Source organism: Billgrantia zhangzhouensis, assembly GCF_021404465.1.
Classification (GTDB): Bacteria; Pseudomonadota; Gammaproteobacteria; order Pseudomonadales; family Halomonadaceae; genus Halomonas; species Halomonas zhangzhouensis.
This window is the reverse complement of record NZ_JABFTT010000004.1, coordinates 221,399-240,316: the sequence shown is the minus strand read 5'-3', so window position 1 is coordinate 240,316 and position 18,918 is coordinate 221,399. Positions and strand designations below refer to the sequence as shown.

The following is an 18,918-nucleotide window of genomic DNA, read 5'->3' as shown; positions in this document are numbered from 1 at the left end:
TCCGAGTATTCTACTCAACTATTGCCCGGCGACCAAGACGCCGTCAGAACCACCCGCCGATCAGGTTGCTGAAGAAGCGCCGTACCTGGTCGAACAACCGCTTGAACAGGCCGCCCTCCTCGATCGACTCGAGGGCCACCAGCGGTTGCTCGCCGACGACTTCGTCGCCAAGGCGCACCTCCAGGGTGCCCACACGGTCGCCGAGACTGATCGGTGCGGTGAGGTCCTGGCGAATGTCCAATCGCGCACTGAGCTCCTGGTTGCGCGCCCGCGGCAGCGTCATGGTGACATCGCGGTCGACGCCGACGCGCAGCTCGTTCTTCTCGCCGCCCCAGATACGCGGAGAATTCAGTACCGCCCCCTGGTCGTAGAGCTTGAGGGTTTCATAGTAGCGAAAGCCGTAGCTGAGCAGTTTCTGGGTCTCCTGGGCACGCGCCTCCTCCGAACTGGTTCCCATTACCACCGAGATCAGGCGCATGTCGTCGCGCTTGGCGGATGCCACCAGGCCATAGCCGGCCTCGGTGGTCCAGCCTGTCTTGAGGCCATCCACGGTCGGATCGCGCCATAGCAGGCGGTTGCGGTTGGGCTGGCGGATGTCGTTATAGGTGAAGTATTTCTCGGAGTAGGCGGCGTAGTGCTCGGGATAGTCGTTGATGATGTACTGCGACAGGATCGCCATGTCCCGCGCGGAAGAGTACTGCTCGGGATGCGGCAGGCCGGTAGCGTTGGCGTAGTGCGTGTTGTGCATGCCCAGGCGCGATGCATGCTGGTTCATCATGTCGGCGAAGGGCGCTTCGCCGCCCGCCAGGTGCTCAGCCACGGCGACACTGGCGTCGTTGCCCGAGGCGATGATGATGCCGTGCAGCAGGTCACGGATAGAGACATCCGTATTGACCTCGATGAACATCTTGGACCCTCCGGTACGCCAGGCGTTCTCGCTGATGCGCACCCTGTCGTCGAGGTTGATGTTGCCACGATTCAGTTCGCGCTCGACCAGATAGGCGGTCATCAGCTTGGTCAGGCTGGCCGGCGGCAGGCGCTCGTCGGCATTGTGCTCTACCAGCACCCTGCCGCTGTCGGCATCCATGAGAATCCAGGATTTCGCCGCGATCTGCGGCGGCGCCGGAATCATCGCCTGAGGCTGGGGCGTGGGTACCGCCTGGGCCAGAGCCTGGGAAACGACCAGTAGCAGGCTAAACAGCATCAACGGTAGAAGCCGCGCACGGAAACGGAAAAGCAGCACTCGCATGGGCATGGGTCTCATCGCTACGTCGAGAAAGGTCAAGGATATTGGCGCCGATCAATCGGCGCCGTTGACGATAAAGGCCTGATCGAAACCGGCACGCCTGAGTTCGGCCCGAACGGGCTCGACCTGCCCGGCATGCGCCAGCGGGCCGACCTGAACCCGGTACATACCGGTGGCATCCGCCACCCGTACCGGATGTGACAGCTCACGCTCGAGGCGGGCCTTGAGCGCTCGTGCGTTGTCGGCCGATCCCAACGCGGCGATCTGCAGGTAGATCGGCAGGCCGTCACCACCTTCGCCGCGGCTGGCGGCACCGGCATCAGTGGCGCTACTGCCGGAAGTCGAGGCGATGGTGTTGGGACTGTTGTTGGAACTGGTGCTGGCGGTCGTAACGGGCCGTGGCGATGCTTGTGCCGGTGACGACGGCTGAGCCGACGTTTGGACAGCAGGCGTAGCGCTCCGGTTCGCTCCGCCGCCGTCATTTTCGGCCAGCCACACTACGGGGTCGATCGCTTCGACCTTTACCCTGCCGGTGCCGCGTTCGAGGATATCGAGGCGCGCGGCGGCAGCATAGGAAAGATCGATCTCGCGGTCATTGTGAAACGGTCCGCGATCGTTGATCCGCACGATCACCGAGCGGCCATTGTCCAGACTCGTGACACGTGCATAGGTAGGCAGCGGCAAAGAGCGGTGCGCCGCACTCATCTTGTACATGTCGTAGATTTCGCCGTTGGACGTGGCGTAGCCGTGGAACTTCTCGCCGTACCACGAGGCGGTACCCTGCCGCGCATAGCCGCGCGCATCCGGCAGGACATGATAGGTCTTGCCCCACACCTCGTAGACGGGACGGTTGCCACCACGGGAGGGCTCTTCCACGCGCGGCACGGCATCGGGAATCTGGCTGACATCGGGCGGGTTTTCAGGATAAGCGTCACCGCTCATGGCATAACGACCGCCCCCTGTGGCCGGTGCCGCGGAGGACGCCCTTGGCGTATCGTCTCGCGCCGGGCTACTCGAACCGCTGCCGGCACAGCCCGCCAGCAGCGCCGACACGGCCAGCACCGCCCATGCTCCTTTCATGGCAAATCCTCCCGCTCCATCGCCACCGATGCTGACAGGGGGAAGGGCTCGAGGTCGTGCGAGTCCGCTATTGCTTCGGCCAGCTCGGTCACGGCCATGGCATAGAGGTGGCTATGGTTGTAGCGAGTGATGACGTAGAAATTGTCGTGTCCGAGGCGATAGCGCCAGGCGGTATCGTCCACTTCCAATGCCAGCGGAATCACCGGTGTCGCTTCATCCAGCGCCACCTTGGGTACGATTCCGGCCCGCTCCAGTTCATCCAGCTTGGCGTAGGGCCGCTGCGTGCGGTTGAAGTCGATCGCCCCGGGCGGCGTATCGGGACCCTCGGCCTCGGCATAGATGGGTTCGCCCGGGCGCCAGCCGTGCTCGGCAAAATAGTTACCGACACTGCCGATGGCATCGACGGGATTGGTCCACAGGTCACGCAGCCCATCGCCATCGAAGTCCACTGCATAGGCCCGATAACTGGTGGGGATGAACTGCGGATAGCCCATGGCACCGGCATAAGAGCCCTTGAGGCTGCCGGGCTCGACGTCCTGCTCATGGGCGATCTCGAGAAACGCCGCCAGCTCACCGCGAAAGAAATTGCCACGCACCGGGTGGTGGAACGCCAGCGTGGCCAGGGAGTCGATGACGCGATGACTCCCGGTGAAGCGACCATAGCTGGTTTCGACGCCGATGATGGCGGCGATGATTTCGGGCGGCACGCCGTACTCGGCATGGGCTCGGACGAAGGCTTCCTCATGCGCTTCAATGAAGGCCACACCGCGTGAGATGCGCTCGGGCTGTAGGAATATTTCGCGGTACTCGTCCCAGCGCAAACGACGCTCTGCCGCACCCTCCATGGCATCGAGCACCCCTTGCTGAAATGCGGCTTCGCCAAGCGCGCCCTCCAGCCAGTCGCGTTCGATACCGCGTTCACTGAGTTCTTCGAGCAACTGCCGGGCCCCCTCGTGCCGTGCTGGGGAAAAATCCGCGGCATACACAACCGGCGCCAACAACCCAAGAGTCAATGCCGCTGCCGCGGCGCCGGCCCCTTTCCACTTACTCAATGGCGTCATGCTTGTGCCACTCCTTGACTGGGACCCCTATCGTATGGGCAAGCGCAGGCACTGCTCGTACAAAACCTAACGTCTATCGCGGCAGCAGCCGGCGGTGCCCATGAATGGACATGAGAATACCGAATCCCGCCAGCAAGGTCACGCTGGAGGTCCCGCCGTAGCTGACCAGCGGGAGGGGTACGCCAACCACTGGGAGTATGCCGCTGACCATACCTACGTTGACGAAGACATAGATGAAGAAAGTCAGAATGATGCTGCCACCCAGCAGCCGCCCAAAGGTATCGTGCGCGGCGGCGGCAAGCCATAATCCACGCACGACGATCAGCAGGTAGAGCAACAACACGACCAGCATGCCCATCAGGCCGAACTCTTCACCGAGTACCGCGACGATGAAGTCGGTATGGCGCTCGGGCAGGAATTCCAGTTGTGACTGGGTTCCCTGGAGCCAGCCCTTGCCCCACAGGCCGCCGCTGCCGATGGCCGTGGTCGATTGAATGATGTTCCAGCCGGCGCCCAGCGGGTCGCTCTCGGGGTTGAGGAAGGTCAGGACCCGCTGCCGCTGATAGTTGTGCAGGTTCATCCACAGCAGTGGCAACGCCGACGCCGCAACGACGGAGAGGAAGGCAATGAAGCGCCAGGAAAGCCCCGCCAGCAGCACCACGAAAACACCGGCGCATCCCACCAACAGGGAAGTTCCCAGATCCGGCTGCTTGGCGATCAGCATTACGGGCAAACCGAGTAGCGCGGCGCAGACCAGCAGGTCCTTCCAGCGCGGCGGCAACTCGCGCCGACTGAGCCACGCCGCCAGCATCAGCGGCATGGCCAGTTTCATCAGTTCAGAGGGCTGAAAGCGGATCACCCCGGGGATCGCCAGCCAGCGCTGAGCGCCCATGCCAACATCACCGGCCAGCTCGACCGCAATCAGCATTAGCAGACCGACACCATAGACCAGCGGTGCCCAGCGCATCAGCGTGACAGGTGGCATCTGCGCCAACACCACCATCACCAGGGCCGCAACCAGAAAGCGCGAGCCTTGCGCCAGGACGACTTCGATCCGCTGCCCACTGGCGCTATAGAGCACGCCGAGGCCCGCCACCAGCAGCACCAACAGCAGCAGAAGCAGCCAGGGGTCGAGGTGGGTGCGTTCCCAGATGCTCTTGCGCCGTGAGATACCACTCTCCGGTGCACGTACCGGCCGTGCCCGCAGCCCCTTGGTCAAGCCCATCAATCCCATTGCTCAGTTCCCCGCCACGGTGCCGTTGTCGTTCTCCATCGCCTCGCGTATCTCCTCGGCATCGGGAGCCTCTTCCTGCAACAGCCAGGCATCGGTCATGGCGCGTGCCAGATGCGCCGCATGGGTACTGCCGCCGCCGGCATTCTCCACGATCACCGAGACAGCGATCTGCGGGTCTTCCAACGGAGCGAAAGCCATGAACAGCGCATGGTCACGCAGCCGTTCGGCAAGCTCTTCGGCGTTATACTTCTGGTCCTGTCCCAACGAGAAGACCTGGGCGGTACCGGACTTTCCGCCCATGCGATACTCGAGCCCCACCCCTGTGCGCCGGGCCGTTCCCTCGTGGCCGGTGAGCACCTTTTCCATGCCCGAAAAGACCCGATCCCACCACGCCTCGTTGCTGATCACGATGTCGCCGGGGGTATCCGGTAAACGGGTCGGCACGGGCTCGTCGTCAATCCCCCGCGCCATGCGCGGCTTCACCCATCGCCCCCGGTTGGCGAGAACCGCGGTGGCCGTTGCCAGTTGCAACGGCGTGACCTGCCAATACCCTTGGCCGATGCCTACCGAGAGCGTTTCGCCAGGGTACCAGGGCTGATTGAAGCGAGCTCGCTTCCAGTCGCGGGACGGCATCAACGCCCCGCTCTCGCCGAACATGTCGTGACCGACACGCTGACCGAAACCGAAGGCGCTCATCTGCTCATGCAGGCGGTCAATTCCCATCTCGTGGGCGAGCGCATAGTAGTAGGTATTGTTGGATACGGCGATGGAGCGCTCCATATCGACCCGGCCATGCCCCCAGCGCAGCCAGTTGCGATAGCGCCGGCTGTCGTTGGGCAACTGATAGAAGCCGGGATCGTTGATCGTACGATCCGGGGTGATGACGCCCTCCACCAGGCCGGCAAGGGCGAGGAAGGGCTTGATGGTGGAACCCGGCGGATATTGGCCGCGAATCGCACGATTAAACAGAGGCAGATCGATGTCCTCCTGCAACGCACGATAGGAAGCGAAATCGATACCGGTCACGAACTGGTTGCTGTCGAATCCAGGCGCCGACACCATGGCCAGGATCTCACCGGTTGCAGGAACGATGGCCACGATGGAGCCACGCCTGCCATCGAGCAGCTCATAGGCCAGGTTCTGCAGCTCCCTGTCGAGGGTCAAAGTCAGGTTCTGGCCGGGTACCGGGTCGGTTCGGCCGAGTTCACGCAGCACCCTTCCCCGCGCATTAGTCTCCACTTGGCGCAACCCGGCCTCGCCATGCAGCACATCCTCATAGAAGCGCTCCACCCCGGTCTTGCCGATGAAGTGAGTACCGGCATAGCGCCCCGGGTCGAGCGTCTTGATCTCCTCGGCGTTGATGCGGCCGACATAGCCCAGGGCATGGGCCATGATCTGCGCATCCGGGTAGTAGCGCAGCAGTTGGGCCTCGACCTCGATCCCGGGCAGGCGGTGGCGGTTGACCGCCAGTCGCGCGATCTGCACCTCGTCGAGGTCGCTCATCAGCAGCGCGGGCTGGAACGGACGCTGGGGCTGGCGTGCGCGGATGCGAAAGCCTTCGGCCTCTTCGGAGGTCAGCTCCAGCAGCTCCTCGAGACGATCCAGCGTCGCATCGAGGTCGTCGACCCGCTCGCGGGTAAGGGTGAGGTTATAGGTGGGGCGATTCTCGGCCAGCAGCACGCCGTTGCGGTCGTAGATCAGTCCCCGGGTCGGCGGCAACGGCTCCACCCGCACACGATTCTTCTCGGACCGAGTGCTGTAGACTTCGTGCTGGACTACCTGCAAATACACCAGCCGCCCCGCCAACAGGCCCGTCAAGAGCAGGATCGTCAATACGGCCAGAAACGCACGCACACGAAAGATGCGCAGTTCCTGTTCGGGATTCTTCAGGGTCTCACGGCGGTCGCGCATGCCGGAAATGGTCTCGACTCAGGGTTGTCGTAAAGTCGCCGTTCAGCGGTGGTAGGGGTGCCCCACCATCAGGGTCCAGGCGCGATAAAGCTGCTCAGCCAGAATCACCCTCACCAGCGGGTGAGGCAGGGTCAGCGGAGACAGCGACCAGCGCCGCTCGGCAGCGGCGGAAAGCTCCGGCGCCAGACCGTCCGGCCCTCCCACCAGCAGCGCCACATCGCGACCTTCGAGGCGCCAGGCCTCGGCCTCCTGGGCCAGGCGCTCGGTACTCCAGGCCCGCCCCCCGACCTCGAGCGCGACCGTTAGCTCATCCCCTCGAAGCCGCTCGCGTATACGCTTGGCCTCGAGCGCCACCGCCTTGGCCGTATCGGCATTCTTCCCGCGCTGACCGGGGGCGATCTCCTCGATTTCGAGGGAGAAGTCGCGCGGTAGACGCTTGCGGTACTCCTCGACACCGTCGTTGACCCACTCCGGCATGCGGGTGCCGACCGCCAGCAGGCGGATCTTCATGCGCCACCGTGCTCTTGCTGCTGTTCCGCATCGCTCGGCAGATCGGCCCACAGCCGTTCCAGGTCGTAGAGCTGGCGGGTTTCGGGAAGCATGACGTGAACGACCAGATCGCCCAGATCGACCAGGACCCAATCGGACCCGGCCTGCCCCTCCACACCCAGCGGCTGGATACCATTGGCCTTGGCCTGTTGGACCACGTTATCGGCCAGCGCGGCGACGTGGCGCGTGGAGGTGCCGCTGGCCACGACCATCAGATCGGTTACACTGGTCAAGCGTGAGACGTCCAATAGCGCGACATCCCTGGCCTTGAGATCTTCCAATGCCTCTACCACCAGAGTCTTGAGCGAATCGTTCTGCATAGCCCCTCATCAACGGGAAGTCTTGGTCGCCGCCATTGTAGCCTCTTGGGCCGCCGCTGGCAGCGTTCAGCGATGCCGATATAGTGAGTTGGCCAGAATTCTCGCCTCGACGGCCTCGGGCACGAGAAAACGCACGCTGCGATCCGATGCGAGGCGCTGGCGAATCTCCGTTGCCGATATCGCCATTCGCGTCGGGAGCGCCAAGCGTAGCAGACGACCCGCGGGGCGCTGCATCAACGCGCCGGGGCTATCGACCTCACGCCCCTCGATCAGTTCAGCCAGAGCTCGCGGCAACACAGCTTCGAAGTCGGGCCGATCGATTACCACCAGATGAGCCAGTTCGAAGAGACGCCATGGCGCATGCCATTCGGCCAAACGCAGGAAGGCGTCATGTCCAAGCGCCATGATCAGCCGGGCCTGGTCGCCGTATTCCGCGCGCAGGCTAGCCAGGGTATCGACACTGTACGATGGACCATCACGCTCCAGCTCGCGCGGGTCGGCGACCAGGCCCGGCGTATCGCCGATACCCAACCGCAGCAGCGCCAGGCGCTCTTCGGGAGCAATACGAGGAGTATCGCGCAGCGGCGGCCTCTTGGCGGGGATCATATGGACACGGTCCAGCGCCAGGATCTCGAGTAGCTCCAAGGCGCTGCGCAGGTGTCCAAGATGCACGGGATCGAAGGTACCGCCCAGCATTGCCACACGCGGCGGCTCCAGAGGAAGCGCCGCGCAACCGGCCGTTTGAGTGCGGGTCTGGTGCGCAGTCACTGCCGAACCTGGCCGTCGCCCAACACCACGTACTTGCGGGTAGTCAGCCCCTCGAGCCCGACCGGTCCGCGCGCGTGCAGCTTGTCGGTGGAAATGCCGATCTCGGCGCCTAGGCCGTATTCGAAGCCATCGGCGAAGCGGGTCGAGGTGTTGACCATCACCGAGCTGGAATCGACTTCGGCCATGAAGCGGCGCGCTAGCCCATAGTTCTCGGTGACGATGGCATCGGTATGGTGCGAGCCATAGCGTTCGATGTGCTCGATGGCGGCCTCGATACCGTCGACCACGCGTAGCGCCAGCACCGGGGCCAGGTACTCGGCGTACCAGTCCTCCTCGCTGGCGGCGACGACACCTGCGAGAATGGCGCGTGTCCGCTCACAGCCACGCAGCTCGACGCCATGCTCGGCATAAGCTGCAGCCAGCTGCGGCAGCAGCTTCTCCGCCACCGGAGCATCGACGAGCAGGGTCTCCATGGTGTTGCAGGTGCCGTAACGGTGGGTCTTGGCGTTAACGGCGATCGCCAGTGCTTTCTCGGCGTCCGCCGTGGCATCGATATAGACGTGGCATACGCCGTCGAGATGCTTGACCACCGGTACCCGCGCCTCGCGCGAGATACGCTCGATCAAGGATTTGCCGCCACGCGGTATGATCACGTCGACGTACTCGGGCATGGCGATCAACTGTCCCACTGCGGCACGGTCGGTAGTCGCCACGACCTGCACGGCGTCCTCCGGCAACCCGGCCTCGCGCAACCCCTCGCGAATGCAAGCGGCAATGGCGCTGTTGGAGTCACGCGCCTCGGAGCCTCCGCGCAGGATGCAGGCATTGCCCGACTTCAGGCACAGGCTGGCGGCTTCAAGGGTCACGTTGGGGCGCGATTCGTAGATGATGCCGATCACGCCGAGCGGTACCCGCATCTGCCCCACCTGAATGCCGCTGGGGCGAAAGTGCATTCCCTCGATCTCACCGACGAGATCGGGCAATGCCGCTACCTGCTGCAGCCCTTCCACCATGGCATCGAGTCGCGCATCGTTCAGTGCCAGTCGGTCCAGCAGCGCCGGCTCCAGGCCATTGTCGCGGCCACGCGCCAGATCAGCGGCATTGGCGGCGATGATATCGCTGCGGCGGGACTGGAGCCGATCGGCCATGGCCAGCAGGGCACGGTTCTTGTCACCGGTGACGGCACGCCGCATGTGGGTGGCTGCAGCGCGTGCCGCCTGGCCAAGACGAATCATGTAGGCGGCGACATCACCTACCTCGGCATCGGTGCGGGCGGGTTGAGAGGCGTGAACGGACATGCGAAAGGAAGTTCTCCTGGACAAAGCGCCACATGGCGCTGCGAACGTTATACTGGCGCGACACCACATCAGACTCCATAGTAAGGCACCATGCAGAGCAAGTACAAAGTCGGGCTGATGCGCCTGAATCTCTGGGCCGCGGCGCTACTGCTGGTCGTACTGGCATACCTTTCGGAACGGCTTTCCAGCACGCTCTTGCTGGTGCTGGCAAGCGTCTGGTTGATGGTCACCGCGAGCCTGCTCGAAATGAGCCATCGGCGCCCTGCCACCGTGCCTTGGCAACTGCTGCCCAGCCTGCTGCTGGCGGGCCTGCTCGTCGCCGATCCCGAGCGTTATCCGCTGTGGCTGTGGGTCTGGCCCGCCCTGCTGATGCTGCCTCAGCCCGGATGGATGCTGGCCCTGACCTGCCTGTTGGCGGGGTTGACCTGGTGGCTGCTTGCCGACCTGCTGGGGATCGAGCAGACGCTGTTCTCCGGCCTGGTCCTGCTGCCATTGATGCTGCTTGGCCTGGCACGCAACCGCCATCTGTTACCGGCACGCTCCGCCGCGCGCCAGCGCGTTCGCCTCGTGCCGGGCTTGCCACTCTGGAGCGGCCAGCAGCTCATCAGCGACCTGCGCCGCGAGCAAGCGCGCTGCCGACGCGAAGGCGTACACGGCGAGCTGATGCTACTGCGCACCTCGAGAAGGCAACTCTGGCCGTTGGCGCAGGATCTGTGTCGCCTGACCCATGAGTTCGAAAACTGCTATCGTCTTGATCAGTGTACCCTGGCCACGCTGCTGCTGAGCCGCGACGACCGGCAGGCACGCGAAAGGCGCCAGGCCCTGCTCAGGGGGCTGCGCCCCAGTGCCAAGATACGCTTCGCCTCGCTGAGCAGTATCGGCTCACTTGAGGGGATGGTGGAGCGCCTCGAACGCCAGCAACATGACATCCAGGTCGAGCCGGAGAGCGTGCATGGCTGATGACAACCAGAACCATGCGTTACGTCTCGTCGTTGCCTATGCCATCGCCACGTTGCTGCTGGGTGGCTATGCGATCTGGCGCTACCTGATGGGTGACTACCGCCGCATTCTATTGCCCGCCTCTCTCGCCCTGGTCATGCTGGTTGCCTGCCTGATGCGCGTCTCGCGCGCCAGCCAGACGCGGCTGTCCGCCTACCTGGCGCTGATCGTCGGCTATCTGATGCTGGCCCTCGAACTGCCATGGCTAAACGAGACCGGCATCATGTGGCTGGGATTCGCTCCCCTGCTCACGGTGCTGTTGCTACCGCTTGCTTCCGCCATGCTGCTCAACCTGCTGCTGGCTCCGGCCTGGCTATTGCTCATCGACAACCGGCTGGATGTCCACCTGGCGCTGAGCTACATCGCCATGACCCTGGTGGTCGCTCTGGTACCCTGGGAACAACGTCGTCAGCAGGCGCTGCTGGATGCCACCAACCCGCGCGATCCCCACTGTAACGCCCTGGCCCGTGAAGCCCTGCATGAGCTGTTGGCCAGCGAGTACCAGCGCACGCAGTTCCTGGGACAGCCTTTCGCCGTGTTGACGCTGCACCTGCCTCAGTTGGAAATGGCCAGCGAGCAGTTCGGCAATAGAGCGCGCCAGTCGCTGCTCGATGCCCTGTGCCTGGCCATCAATCGCTGCTCGCGACGCCACGACTTCCTGGGGCGGCAGAGCGCCTCCACGTTCTGGCTGGTGCTGCCCGATACCAGCCAGAGCGGCGCCCAGATGGTACAACAGCGTATCGAGCAGGCGCTGGAAACCACGGTGCTGGTGGATACCGGACCGCTACGTGCCAGCGTGGCCCATTGTCAGCGCCTGCCGGGCGAGAGCTGGCCACGTTTCGAACAGCGCCTGCTGGCCATGACGCGGCACCTCAGCGAGTCGTGAAAAGAACGCTGGAACCGGGAGCTGGTAACCAAGGAGTCGATGCTTGAGCCTGACCGAGACCCTGCTGCAACTCGCCCCCTCCCCCCAGATGCTGCTCCTCATCGTGGGCGCCATCGCCCTGCTCGAGTCGCTGGCCCTGGTTGGCCTGCTGCTGCCCGGAGTGGTCCTGATCACAGCAGCAGCGTCGCTGGCCGGCCACCAGGACATGGCGGTTTCCGCGCTGCTGCTGGCAGCCTTCATCGGCGCCGTGCTGGGGGATGGCATCAGCTTCGGCCTGGGCTATACCCAGCGCGAGCGGGTCACGCGACTGTGGCCGTTATCACGTCATCCCGAGTGGCTCGCACGCGGCGCGCGCTTTTTCCAACGCTACGGCAGCCTCTCGGTCTTCTTTGGCCGCTTCGTCGGCCCGGTTCGCCCCGTGATTCCGCTCATTGCCGGTATGTTGCACATGTCACCCCGAGCCTTCTTGTGGGCCAACCTGGCCTCAGCGGCTCTCTGGGCTCCGGCCTATGTCCTGCCGGGTTACCTGCTGGGCCAGACCTGGCAGCAGTTACTCACGGTTCCTGCCGGGCTCGAGACACTGCTGGTCACGCTGGCCATCGTGGTGGTGGGATTGGCAGTGGTCTTCTCGTGGTTGCGCCATCAGGTGAGCCGGGCCGGCCGCCTGTACCGCCTACTGGCGCGCGCCGCGCGCCGCTCACCACTATTGCGCCGCGCATGGCTGAAACGCAGCTGGCGCAATGGAAGAGAGGTGCCTCTCGGCAACTGGCTGCTGCTGATCTTCTCCCTCGGTGGACTTTCGGGGCTCACCATCGCCGTCATCCGTCAACGTGGTCCCTTCCCCATCGACCTGCAGGTGCATGCGCTGTTCGACACCCTAGTCGTGCCGCTACTCCCTGAAGCGGGCCAACTCCTGGCGCGGATCGGGGACATGCTCGGCATCCTGGCCCTGGTCCTGCCCTGGGGCATCTGGCTGCTGGCCAGACGGCACCTGGCCGCTTTCACCCACATCGCCGCCGGGCTTGGCGGTATCGCGCTGCTCAACACCCTGGGCAAGGCACTGATCGGGCGGCCACGACCGGATACACCGGATTACCTCACCGGCTCGCTGGCCTACCCTAGCGCCCATGCCTCCTCCGCCGTGGTGCTGTATGGCCTGGCCGCCGCCTTCGTCGCCCAGGAGCTGCCCCAGCACCGGCGCTTCTGGGCCTACTGGCTGGCCATCGCCCTGACCCTGCCCATGGCGCTGTCACGCCTGGTGGTTGGTGTGCATTGGCTGACCGACCTGCTGGGCGGAGGACTGCTGGGGCTGGTGGTCTGCGCCCTGGTACGACTGGCCTGGCAGCGCCAGCCGCGTCGCTCGCTGGCTCTCTGCCCCTGGCAGGCCCTGACCGCCGCCTCGTTGGTGCTTCTCGCCGCACGCGTGGCCTGGCTGCCGCCGATCTAGCCCCTAAGCCGTGATGCAATTACCAGCCGGCCAGCCGCAGCAACGGTTCTCACTCATGGCTTGGCGTTTATAGCTGATAGCTCCCGGGTCAGCCCAGGGCCAGCCATATTCCCACCCCCACCATCAGCGTGCCGGCAATGCGATTGAGCAGCCTCACATTGCCACTCTCGCCCAGCACGCGCCGCAGCCCCCGTCCACCGGCGGCATACAGCAGCAGACTCAGAAATTCGATGATGAGGATTACCCCGATCAGCACTGTCAGTTGCCCGCCCAGCGGGCGCGATGCATCCAGGAAAGGCGGCAGCAGAGCAACGAAGAAGGCCCAGCCCTTGGGGTTGGCAACCGCTGTCACGAAGCCCTGCAGCGCCAGTTGGCCACGCGATGCAGGGGCCAGCTCGACGCTCTCAAGGGGGATCGCCATGCGCCCCCGGGAGCGCCACATCATCACGCCGAGGTAGCCGAGATAGGCACCGCCCACCCATTTGAACAGCGCGAACAGCTCGGGCTGGCGCAACATCAGCGTCGCCACACCGGCGCCGGCGGCAGTCGCCACCAGTCCTACGCCAACGAGTTCACCGGCCATCATCCATAACGTGCGCTTCACTCCCTGGGTCATGCCCAGCACCATGGACAGGGTCATACACATGCCTGGCGTCAGGGAGACGAACAAAAACGTCGGCACGAAGACCGACAGCAGCGATAGCTTGATCATGAAAGAGTCTCGTCCTTAGGCACTCAACCTGTCAGGTTCCGATGGCGAAAAGATGTCGGCACAGGCCCGGCGTCACTCCCCCCAGCGTGGCATGAGCCGGTGCTCGATGCCTAGCTGGTTGAGGATTCGGGCCACGATGAAGTCGACGAGATCCTCTACCCTCTCGGGCTTGTGATAGAAGCCGGGAGCTGCTGGCAGGATGACCGCGCCCATGCGGGTCAGATTTAGCATATGCTCGAGATGAATGGTCGACAGCGGCGTCTCGCGCGGTACCAGAATCAGTTGGCGGCGCTCCTTGAGCGCCACGTCGGCGGCGCGCTCGATCAGGTTATTGCTGGCACCGGTGGCCACTGCCGATAGCGTACCGGTGCTGCAAGGGCAGATCACCATGGCGGATGGCGCGCCCGAACCGGAGGCCACCGGAGCCATCCAGTCCTCGCGCCCGAAGCAGCGAATCTGGCCGGGAGCGGCCCCGCTGCGCTCGGTGAGTGCCAGGGCCAACCGTTCAGGTCGCGCCGGCAGGGTAGCATCGGTTTCGGTCTCGATGACCAGGTGCGCGGCCTTGGAGATCATCACCCACACTTCGTGCCCGGCCGCCACCAGTGCCTCGACCAGGCGCAGGCCGTACTGGGCGCCGGAGGCGCCGGTGATCGCCACCGTGACTGGAGGTCGTAGCGCCTGCTCAGCCATGCGCCACCTCGAGCGCCGCCAGCAGTTTCTCGTGAATGCCGCCGAAGCCGCCGTTGGACATCACCACGATACGATCGAGCGGGCGCGCCTCGACCACTAATGCCGCCACCAGCGCATCGATATCCTGTTCGAGCCGCGCCGGCACGGGGCTGGCCTCCACTACCGGGGCCAGCGACCAGTCAAGCCCCGGTGGCTGATACCAGAACACCAGGTCGGCGGCGTCAACGCTCGCTGCCAGACGTTCGCGTAGCGCGCCCAGACGCATGGTGTTGGAGCGCGGTTCGATGACGGCGAGCAACCGCCCTCGCGGCGTCGCGGCCCGCAGCCCCTTGAGGGTGGCCGCGAAGGCGGTGGGGTGATGTGCGAAATCGTCGATGACCTGGATACCCGCCACCTCGCCGCGCACCTCCTGACGTCGGCGCGGGGTCTCGAAACGCGACAGCGCCGCACAGCCCCTCGCCAGGTCGACGCCGCAGGCATGCGCCGCGGCCAAGGCCGCCAGCGCATTGCGCGCGTTATGCTGGCCACTCAGTGTCCAATCGACCACGGCGTCCTCGTTCACCTCCCCCTGCTGATGCACCACCCGGAAGCGCGAGGCGTCATCCCGCTCCAGCTCCAGCCGCCAAGGACTTTCGGTGTCGTCGCCGAAGCGCTCCACCGGCGTCCAGCAGCCCATGTCCAGCACGCGGTCGAGCGCCGACTCGCCATCCGCTACCAGCAACCGGCCACGTCCCGGCACGGTGCGTACGAGATGGTGGAACTGACGTTCGATGGCAGCCAGATCGGAAAAAATGTCGGCATGATCGAACTCGAGGTTGCCGAGAATGGCGATCTCAGGGCGGTAGTGCACGAACTTCGAGCGCTTGTCGAAGAAAGCGGTGTCGTACTCGTCGGCCTCGACCACGAAGGGGGCATTCGCAGCACCCAGCCTTGCCGATACGCCGAAATTACGCGGCACGCCGCCGATGAGGAAGCCCGGCTCGAGCCCGGCCGACTCCAGCAGCCAGGCCGCCAGGCTCGCCGTGGTGGTCTTGCCATGGGTGCCCGCAACCGCGATGACCCGACGTCCAGGCAACACGTGTTCAGCCAACCACTGCGGGCCAGAGGTATAGGGCAAGCCCAGGTCGAGCAATGCCTCCACCTCCGGATTGCCACGCGTCATGGCATTGCCGACCACCACCAGATCGGGGCGCGGTGCCAGGTTGGCGGCCGCATAGCCTTCATACAGGTCGATGCCGGCCTCTTCGAGCTGGATACTCATCGGCGGGTAGACGCCCGTATCCGTGCCGGTAACGGTATGCCCCAGATCGCGCGCCAGCAGGGCCAGACTCCCCATGAAGGTGCCGCAAATACCGAGAATATGAAGGTGCATGGAATCCGACCTTTTCACCAGGTAGAGCAAGCGGACAGCGTCCGCCGGAAAGGAATCGGCAGACTAGCACGGCCTGGCAGGCGCTCTCCAGCGGCGTGCAGGCTCGACGCCTTTCGGCTAGAATATTTCGCCTTGTCGTGAAGCATGAAACGGAACTTTCCCAGGAGCCCAGCAGCCCCATGGCCCAGCATAACGCCTTCTATGCCCAGTCTGGCGGTGTCACCGCCGTGATCAATGCCAGCGCTTGCGGCGTGATCGAAGCCTGCCGTCAACACTCCGATCGCATCGGCAAGGTCTATGCCGGACACAACGGCATCATCGGCGCCCTGACCGAGGACCTGATCGACGTCAGCCAGGAATCGGACGAGACGATCGCTGCCCTGCGGCATACCCCCGGCGGCGCCTTCGGCTCCTGCCGCTACAAGCTCAAGGATATCGAGAGCCATCGCGCCCAATACGAGCGCCTGATCGAGGTCTTCAAGGCCCACGACATCCGCTATTTCTTCTACAACGGCGGCGGAGACAGCGCCGATACCTGCCTCAAGGTCTCGCAGCTCTCCGAGAAGATGGGCTACCCGCTGACCGCCATCCACGTGCCCAAGACCGTGGACAACGACCTGCCGATCACCGACAACTCACCGGGCTTCGGCAGCGTAGCCAAGTATATCGCCACCTCGACGCTGGAGGCCTCGCTCGACATCGCCTCCATGTGCGCCACCTCGACCAAGGTGTTCGTGCTCGAGGTGATGGGCCGTCATGCCGGCTGGATCGCCGCCGCTGGCGCGCTGGCCGGCGAAGGCGAGGGCGAGCCCCCGCATCTGGTGATCTTCCCCGAGGTCCCCTTCGAACGCAGCAAGGTGATGGCTCGTGTCGAGGAGTGCGTGGAGAAGTACGGCTATTGCGTGATCGTGGTCTCCGAAGGCGCCCGCTACGAGGACGGCACCTTCCTCGCCGACTCGGGCAATACCGATGCTTTCGGCCATCGCCAGTTGGGCGGCGTCGCACCCACGCTTGCCGGCATGGTCAAGCAGGACCTCGGCTACAAGTACCACTGGGCGGTAGCCGACTACCTGCAGCGGGCGGCACGCCACCTGGCTTCGCGCACTGACGTCGAACAGGCCTATGCGGTGGGCCAACAGGCGGTAGAGCTAGCCATTGCCGGCAAGAATGCCATGATGCCGGCAATCAAGCGTGTCAGCGACACGCCCTACGAATGGCGCATCGAGTCCGCCCCCCTGGCCGAGGTTGCCAATCGTGAGAAGTTCATGCCGCGCGAGTTCATCCGCGAGGATGGCTTCGGCATCACCGAGGCCTGTCGCCGCTACCTGTCGCCGCTGATCCAGGGTGAGGACTACCCGCCCTACGAGAACGGCCTGCCCAAGGTGGCGAATCTCAAGCTGGCCAAGGTCGAGCGCAAGCTGCCCGAATTCCACCTCTGAGCAGCCGCCGGCCTCGCAACGAAGCCCTCGCTCTGGCGAGGGCTTCGTCGTTTCGGCTACGACGTCAACGCAGCAACCAGGAGAGCACCAACAGCAGCAGCAGAATACCGGCCACCCCCTGCCAGAAATTGGCCGGCTCGCTCAGGAAGCGGCGCGGGTCGCGGCGTATCGGCTTACCCCGTCCCTCCTGCTGCCGCAACGCATAGAGCAGCTCGGACATTCGCCGGAAGCGAAGTGAGCGCTGGGGATCCAGGGCACGACGCAGAGTGTCATCGAGCTGCGGGGAGATTTCCGGATTGAAGAGCCTGGCGCTGCGATAGCCAAGCTGCTCGAGATCGGTATGGCTACGCAGCCGATCGGGACTCAGCTCATAGGGCAGCTCACCGGTCAGCAGCCAGTATATCGTCGAGGCCAGCGAGTACTGGTCGCTGCGCCGGCCGACATTGTCGTCCAGGGCATATTCCGGCGCACTGTGTTCAGACAGGCCGGTCTGGCGGGCCAGCTCACGAGAGCGACGATGCCCGTCCAGGTCGCGCATGTGGCAAGCGCTGAAGTCGGTCAGCACCACCTGGCCATGAGTGTCGATCAGTACGTTGTCCGGGTGCACGCGCTGATGCAGCACATCGCGATGATGCAGCGCCTGGATGGCCTTGCCCAACTGCATGGCGATGTCGAGGCGCTGGGCCAGGCTGGCCTGAGGATGGCGCAGCGCCCACTCGGTCAGCGTCATACCCTCCACATATACCATCAGGTAGTAGAGGTAGCGGCGCGGCCGCGACGACTCCATCACCCGTGCCACGAACGGCGACTTGACCCGCTCCACCACCCACTGCTGCAACAGGAAGTGCTCCAGATAGGCATTGCGGTTGGAGAGTTCGGGGCTCGGCGCCTTCATTACCATTTCGCGCTCGGTACGGATGTCGCGCACCCGATAGACACGCGACTGTGCGGTGCGCGACAGCACCTCCTGCACCTCGAGACCGTCGATACGCTCACCGGGCGAAAGCTCGGGCGGGATCGGTAGATCACCGTAGATGCGGCTCGGATGGTCACGCTCTGCCTCTGGCAACTGATCAATGCGCACCAGTTGGAAGCAGAACTGGTCAGCCCCGTAGCCCCGCTCCTGGGCCCGCTCCCGTGCCGCCGCCGCCAGCCGCTCGCAGGCGGCATCGAGATCGCTGGCGTCCTGGCGAATCAGCCCGACGTAATCGGACGGCATTAGGGTTCCGCGCACGGCCTGGGTGGTGAAAAGGAAGATATCGCCCTGCTTGAGCGGCAGTTGCATGTAATCGATGTCGATGCTGCCATCCAGCCCCAGAGCACGCGACGGGTAGCGGTAGCCGCCCAGGTCGGTGATATGGTCCCGCGAGAGCTGCTCGAATTCGGCGCCGCGCAGGCGGAATACCAGGGTATCGCCCATGTGGAACAAGTGGGCGTCGCGCCCACGATAGACCATTGCCGAAAGCGAGGCGACATAGCTACCGCCCTCGACGAAGGTACTCTGGCTGTAACACCAGCCGTTGAGCGCTCGCAGCACGCGGGTAGCTGAAGTCTTGACGTCCCAGTGATCCGGCGTGGAAAAGTAGTCGGCCACAAAGCCCCTGACGCTGAGATCGCCGGCCTGCTTGGCAATGGCATTGCGCGAGCTGGTATCGCTGATCACCGCACAGGCACCCTTGGCAACGAACTGCCCCGCCTCGTCGGGAATCCGCACCGACATGGAGCTGCGATGATTCCGCCGGTCCGGTGCCACGAAGGCCTGCCCGACGCTCAGGGACAGTCGATTGGACGGCAAGACTCGCTCCTTCAAGATATCGCCATTGATCACCGCTCGCTCCGCATGGCTGGCCGAATCTCATGACGTCGGCCATCATACACGGTTGTTGTCGCCTCAACCTGTCAACCA

Annotated in this window: 17 protein-coding genes; 4 read left to right on the top strand and 13 right to left on the bottom strand. The window is 64.5% G+C overall.

The features are described from left to right. Positions 1–43 precede the first annotated feature (43 nt). The 9 genes from HOP51_RS06610 to HOP51_RS06570 form a co-directional block, all read right to left on the bottom strand. Entirely contained in the window at positions 44–1,255 is a 1,212-nt protein-coding gene (locus HOP51_RS06610) for a D-alanyl-D-alanine carboxypeptidase family protein (protein ID WP_234273152.1), read from the bottom strand. A gap of 45 nt (positions 1,256–1,300) precedes the next feature. Continuing rightward, the gene (locus tag HOP51_RS06605; RefSeq protein ID WP_234273151.1) at positions 1,301–2,326 is read right to left on the bottom strand and encodes a septal ring lytic transglycosylase RlpA family protein; all 1,026 of its coding nucleotides are present in this window, start codon (positions 2,324–2,326) and stop codon (positions 1,301–1,303) included. Beyond that, complete coding sequence (mltB, locus tag HOP51_RS06600; RefSeq protein WP_234273150.1) at positions 2,323–3,387, bottom strand: lytic murein transglycosylase B; 1,065 nt, start codon at positions 3,385–3,387, stop codon at positions 2,323–2,325. The genes HOP51_RS06605 and mltB overlap by 4 nt, the downstream gene beginning before the upstream one ends. A gap of 73 nt (positions 3,388–3,460) precedes the next feature. Next, on the bottom strand, positions 3,461–4,621 hold the full coding sequence (rodA, locus tag HOP51_RS06595) for a rod shape-determining protein RodA (RefSeq protein WP_234273149.1): 1,161 nt from the start codon (positions 4,619–4,621) through the stop codon (positions 3,461–3,463). Positions 4,622–4,624: 3 nt separating this feature from the next. After that, entirely contained in the window at positions 4,625–6,532 is a 1,908-nt protein-coding gene (gene mrdA, locus HOP51_RS06590; protein ID WP_234273148.1) for a penicillin-binding protein 2, read from the bottom strand. Positions 6,533–6,574: 42 nt separating this feature from the next. Then, positions 6,575–7,042 carry a 23S rRNA (pseudouridine(1915)-N(3))-methyltransferase RlmH gene (rlmH, locus tag HOP51_RS06585; protein ID WP_234273147.1) on the bottom strand — a complete coding sequence of 156 codons (468 nt, stop codon included), beginning with the start codon at positions 7,040–7,042 and terminating at the stop codon, positions 6,575–6,577. Continuing rightward, complete coding sequence (gene rsfS, locus HOP51_RS06580) at positions 7,039–7,401, bottom strand: ribosome silencing factor (RefSeq protein ID WP_234273146.1); 363 nt, start codon at positions 7,399–7,401, stop codon at positions 7,039–7,041. Before rsfS ends, rlmH begins: the two co-directional genes overlap by 4 nt. Before the next feature lie 66 nt (positions 7,402–7,467). Continuing rightward, positions 7,468–8,097 (bottom strand): nicotinate-nucleotide adenylyltransferase, encoded by a 630-nt coding sequence (nadD, locus tag HOP51_RS06575; protein ID WP_234273267.1) that lies wholly within the window; start codon positions 8,095–8,097, stop codon positions 7,468–7,470. A gap of 68 nt (positions 8,098–8,165) precedes the next feature. Next, positions 8,166–9,467, bottom strand: coding sequence for a glutamate-5-semialdehyde dehydrogenase (locus tag HOP51_RS06570; RefSeq protein WP_234273145.1), 1,302 nt, complete (start codon positions 9,465–9,467; stop codon positions 8,166–8,168). A 90-nt stretch (positions 9,468–9,557) separates the two neighbouring features. Between HOP51_RS06570 and HOP51_RS06565 the strand changes: the two genes are divergently transcribed. The 3 genes from HOP51_RS06565 to HOP51_RS06555 are packed head-to-tail and all read left to right on the top strand — an operon-like array spanning position 9,558 to position 12,799. Next, a complete protein-coding gene (locus HOP51_RS06565; protein WP_234273144.1) occupies positions 9,558–10,427 on the top strand; it encodes a hypothetical protein in 870 nt (289 codons plus the stop codon). Next, positions 10,420–11,352 (top strand): diguanylate cyclase domain-containing protein, encoded by a 933-nt coding sequence (locus HOP51_RS06560; RefSeq protein ID WP_234273143.1) that lies wholly within the window; start codon positions 10,420–10,422, stop codon positions 11,350–11,352. The genes HOP51_RS06565 and HOP51_RS06560 overlap by 8 nt, the downstream gene beginning before the upstream one ends. A gap of 43 nt (positions 11,353–11,395) precedes the next feature. After that, entirely contained in the window at positions 11,396–12,799 is a 1,404-nt protein-coding gene (locus HOP51_RS06555; protein WP_234273142.1) for a bifunctional DedA family/phosphatase PAP2 family protein, read from the top strand. A gap of 88 nt (positions 12,800–12,887) precedes the next feature. Here HOP51_RS06555 and HOP51_RS06550 read toward each other — a convergent pair whose 3' ends face one another. The 3 genes from HOP51_RS06550 to mpl all read right to left on the bottom strand — a co-directional run bounded on the left by HOP51_RS06550 (position 12,888) and on the right by mpl (position 15,573). Next, positions 12,888–13,511: a LysE family translocator gene (locus tag HOP51_RS06550; protein ID WP_234273141.1), complete on the bottom strand. Its 624-nt coding sequence runs from the start codon at positions 13,509–13,511 to the stop codon at positions 12,888–12,890. A gap of 72 nt (positions 13,512–13,583) precedes the next feature. After that, the gene (locus tag HOP51_RS06545; protein ID WP_234273140.1) at positions 13,584–14,201 is read right to left on the bottom strand and encodes a flavin prenyltransferase UbiX; all 618 of its coding nucleotides are present in this window, start codon (positions 14,199–14,201) and stop codon (positions 13,584–13,586) included. Beyond that, positions 14,194–15,573 (bottom strand): UDP-N-acetylmuramate:L-alanyl-gamma-D-glutamyl-meso-diaminopimelate ligase, encoded by a 1,380-nt coding sequence (mpl, locus tag HOP51_RS06540; protein ID WP_234273139.1) that lies wholly within the window; start codon positions 15,571–15,573, stop codon positions 14,194–14,196. Before mpl ends, HOP51_RS06545 begins: the two co-directional genes overlap by 8 nt. Before the next feature lie 179 nt (positions 15,574–15,752). On the opposite strand from mpl, the gene HOP51_RS06535 reads away from it, so the two are divergent. Then, positions 15,753–17,012: a 6-phosphofructokinase gene (locus tag HOP51_RS06535; RefSeq protein WP_234273138.1), complete on the top strand. Its 1,260-nt coding sequence runs from the start codon at positions 15,753–15,755 to the stop codon at positions 17,010–17,012. 64 nt (positions 17,013–17,076) lie between these two features. Here HOP51_RS06535 and HOP51_RS06530 read toward each other — a convergent pair whose 3' ends face one another. Beyond that, positions 17,077–18,732 (bottom strand): protein kinase domain-containing protein, encoded by a 1,656-nt coding sequence (locus HOP51_RS06530; RefSeq protein ID WP_407061783.1) that lies wholly within the window; start codon positions 18,730–18,732, stop codon positions 17,077–17,079. Positions 18,733–18,918: the final 186 nt, after the last annotated feature.

Excerpts from the sequence above, each read along its gene's own strand:
- HOP51_RS06545 (WP_234273140.1), bottom strand. The coding sequence starts at position 14,201 with ATGGCTGAGCAGGCGCTACGACCTCCAGTCACGGTGGCGATCACCGGC.
- HOP51_RS06560 (WP_234273143.1), top strand. The coding sequence starts at position 10,420 with ATGGCTGATGACAACCAGAACCATGCGTTACGTCTCGTCGTTGCCTAT.
- HOP51_RS06530 (WP_407061783.1), bottom strand. The coding sequence starts at position 18,732 with ATGTCGGTGCGGATTCCCGACGAGGCGGGGCAGTTCGTTGCCAAGGGT.
- mpl (WP_234273139.1), bottom strand. The coding sequence starts at position 15,573 with ATGCACCTTCATATTCTCGGTATTTGCGGCACCTTCATGGGGAGTCTG.
- nadD (WP_234273267.1), bottom strand. The coding sequence starts at position 8,097 with ATGCTGGGCGGTACCTTCGATCCCGTGCATCTTGGACACCTGCGCAGC.
- HOP51_RS06535 (WP_234273138.1), top strand. The coding sequence starts at position 15,753 with ATGGCCCAGCATAACGCCTTCTATGCCCAGTCTGGCGGTGTCACCGCC.
- HOP51_RS06570 (WP_234273145.1), bottom strand. The coding sequence starts at position 9,467 with ATGTCCGTTCACGCCTCTCAACCCGCCCGCACCGATGCCGAGGTAGGT.
- rsfS (WP_234273146.1), bottom strand. The coding sequence starts at position 7,401 with ATGCAGAACGATTCGCTCAAGACTCTGGTGGTAGAGGCATTGGAAGAT.
- rlmH (WP_234273147.1), bottom strand. The coding sequence starts at position 7,042 with ATGAAGATCCGCCTGCTGGCGGTCGGCACCCGCATGCCGGAGTGGGTC.
- rodA (WP_234273149.1), bottom strand. The coding sequence starts at position 4,621 with ATGGGATTGATGGGCTTGACCAAGGGGCTGCGGGCACGGCCGGTACGT.
- HOP51_RS06605 (WP_234273151.1), bottom strand. The coding sequence starts at position 2,326 with ATGAAAGGAGCATGGGCGGTGCTGGCCGTGTCGGCGCTGCTGGCGGGC.
- mltB (WP_234273150.1), bottom strand. The coding sequence starts at position 3,387 with ATGACGCCATTGAGTAAGTGGAAAGGGGCCGGCGCCGCGGCAGCGGCA.
- HOP51_RS06565 (WP_234273144.1), top strand. The coding sequence starts at position 9,558 with ATGCAGAGCAAGTACAAAGTCGGGCTGATGCGCCTGAATCTCTGGGCC.
- mrdA (WP_234273148.1), bottom strand. The coding sequence starts at position 6,532 with ATGCGCGACCGCCGTGAGACCCTGAAGAATCCCGAACAGGAACTGCGC.
- HOP51_RS06550 (WP_234273141.1), bottom strand. The coding sequence starts at position 13,511 with ATGATCAAGCTATCGCTGCTGTCGGTCTTCGTGCCGACGTTTTTGTTC.
- HOP51_RS06610 (WP_234273152.1), bottom strand. The coding sequence starts at position 1,255 with ATGCCCATGCGAGTGCTGCTTTTCCGTTTCCGTGCGCGGCTTCTACCG.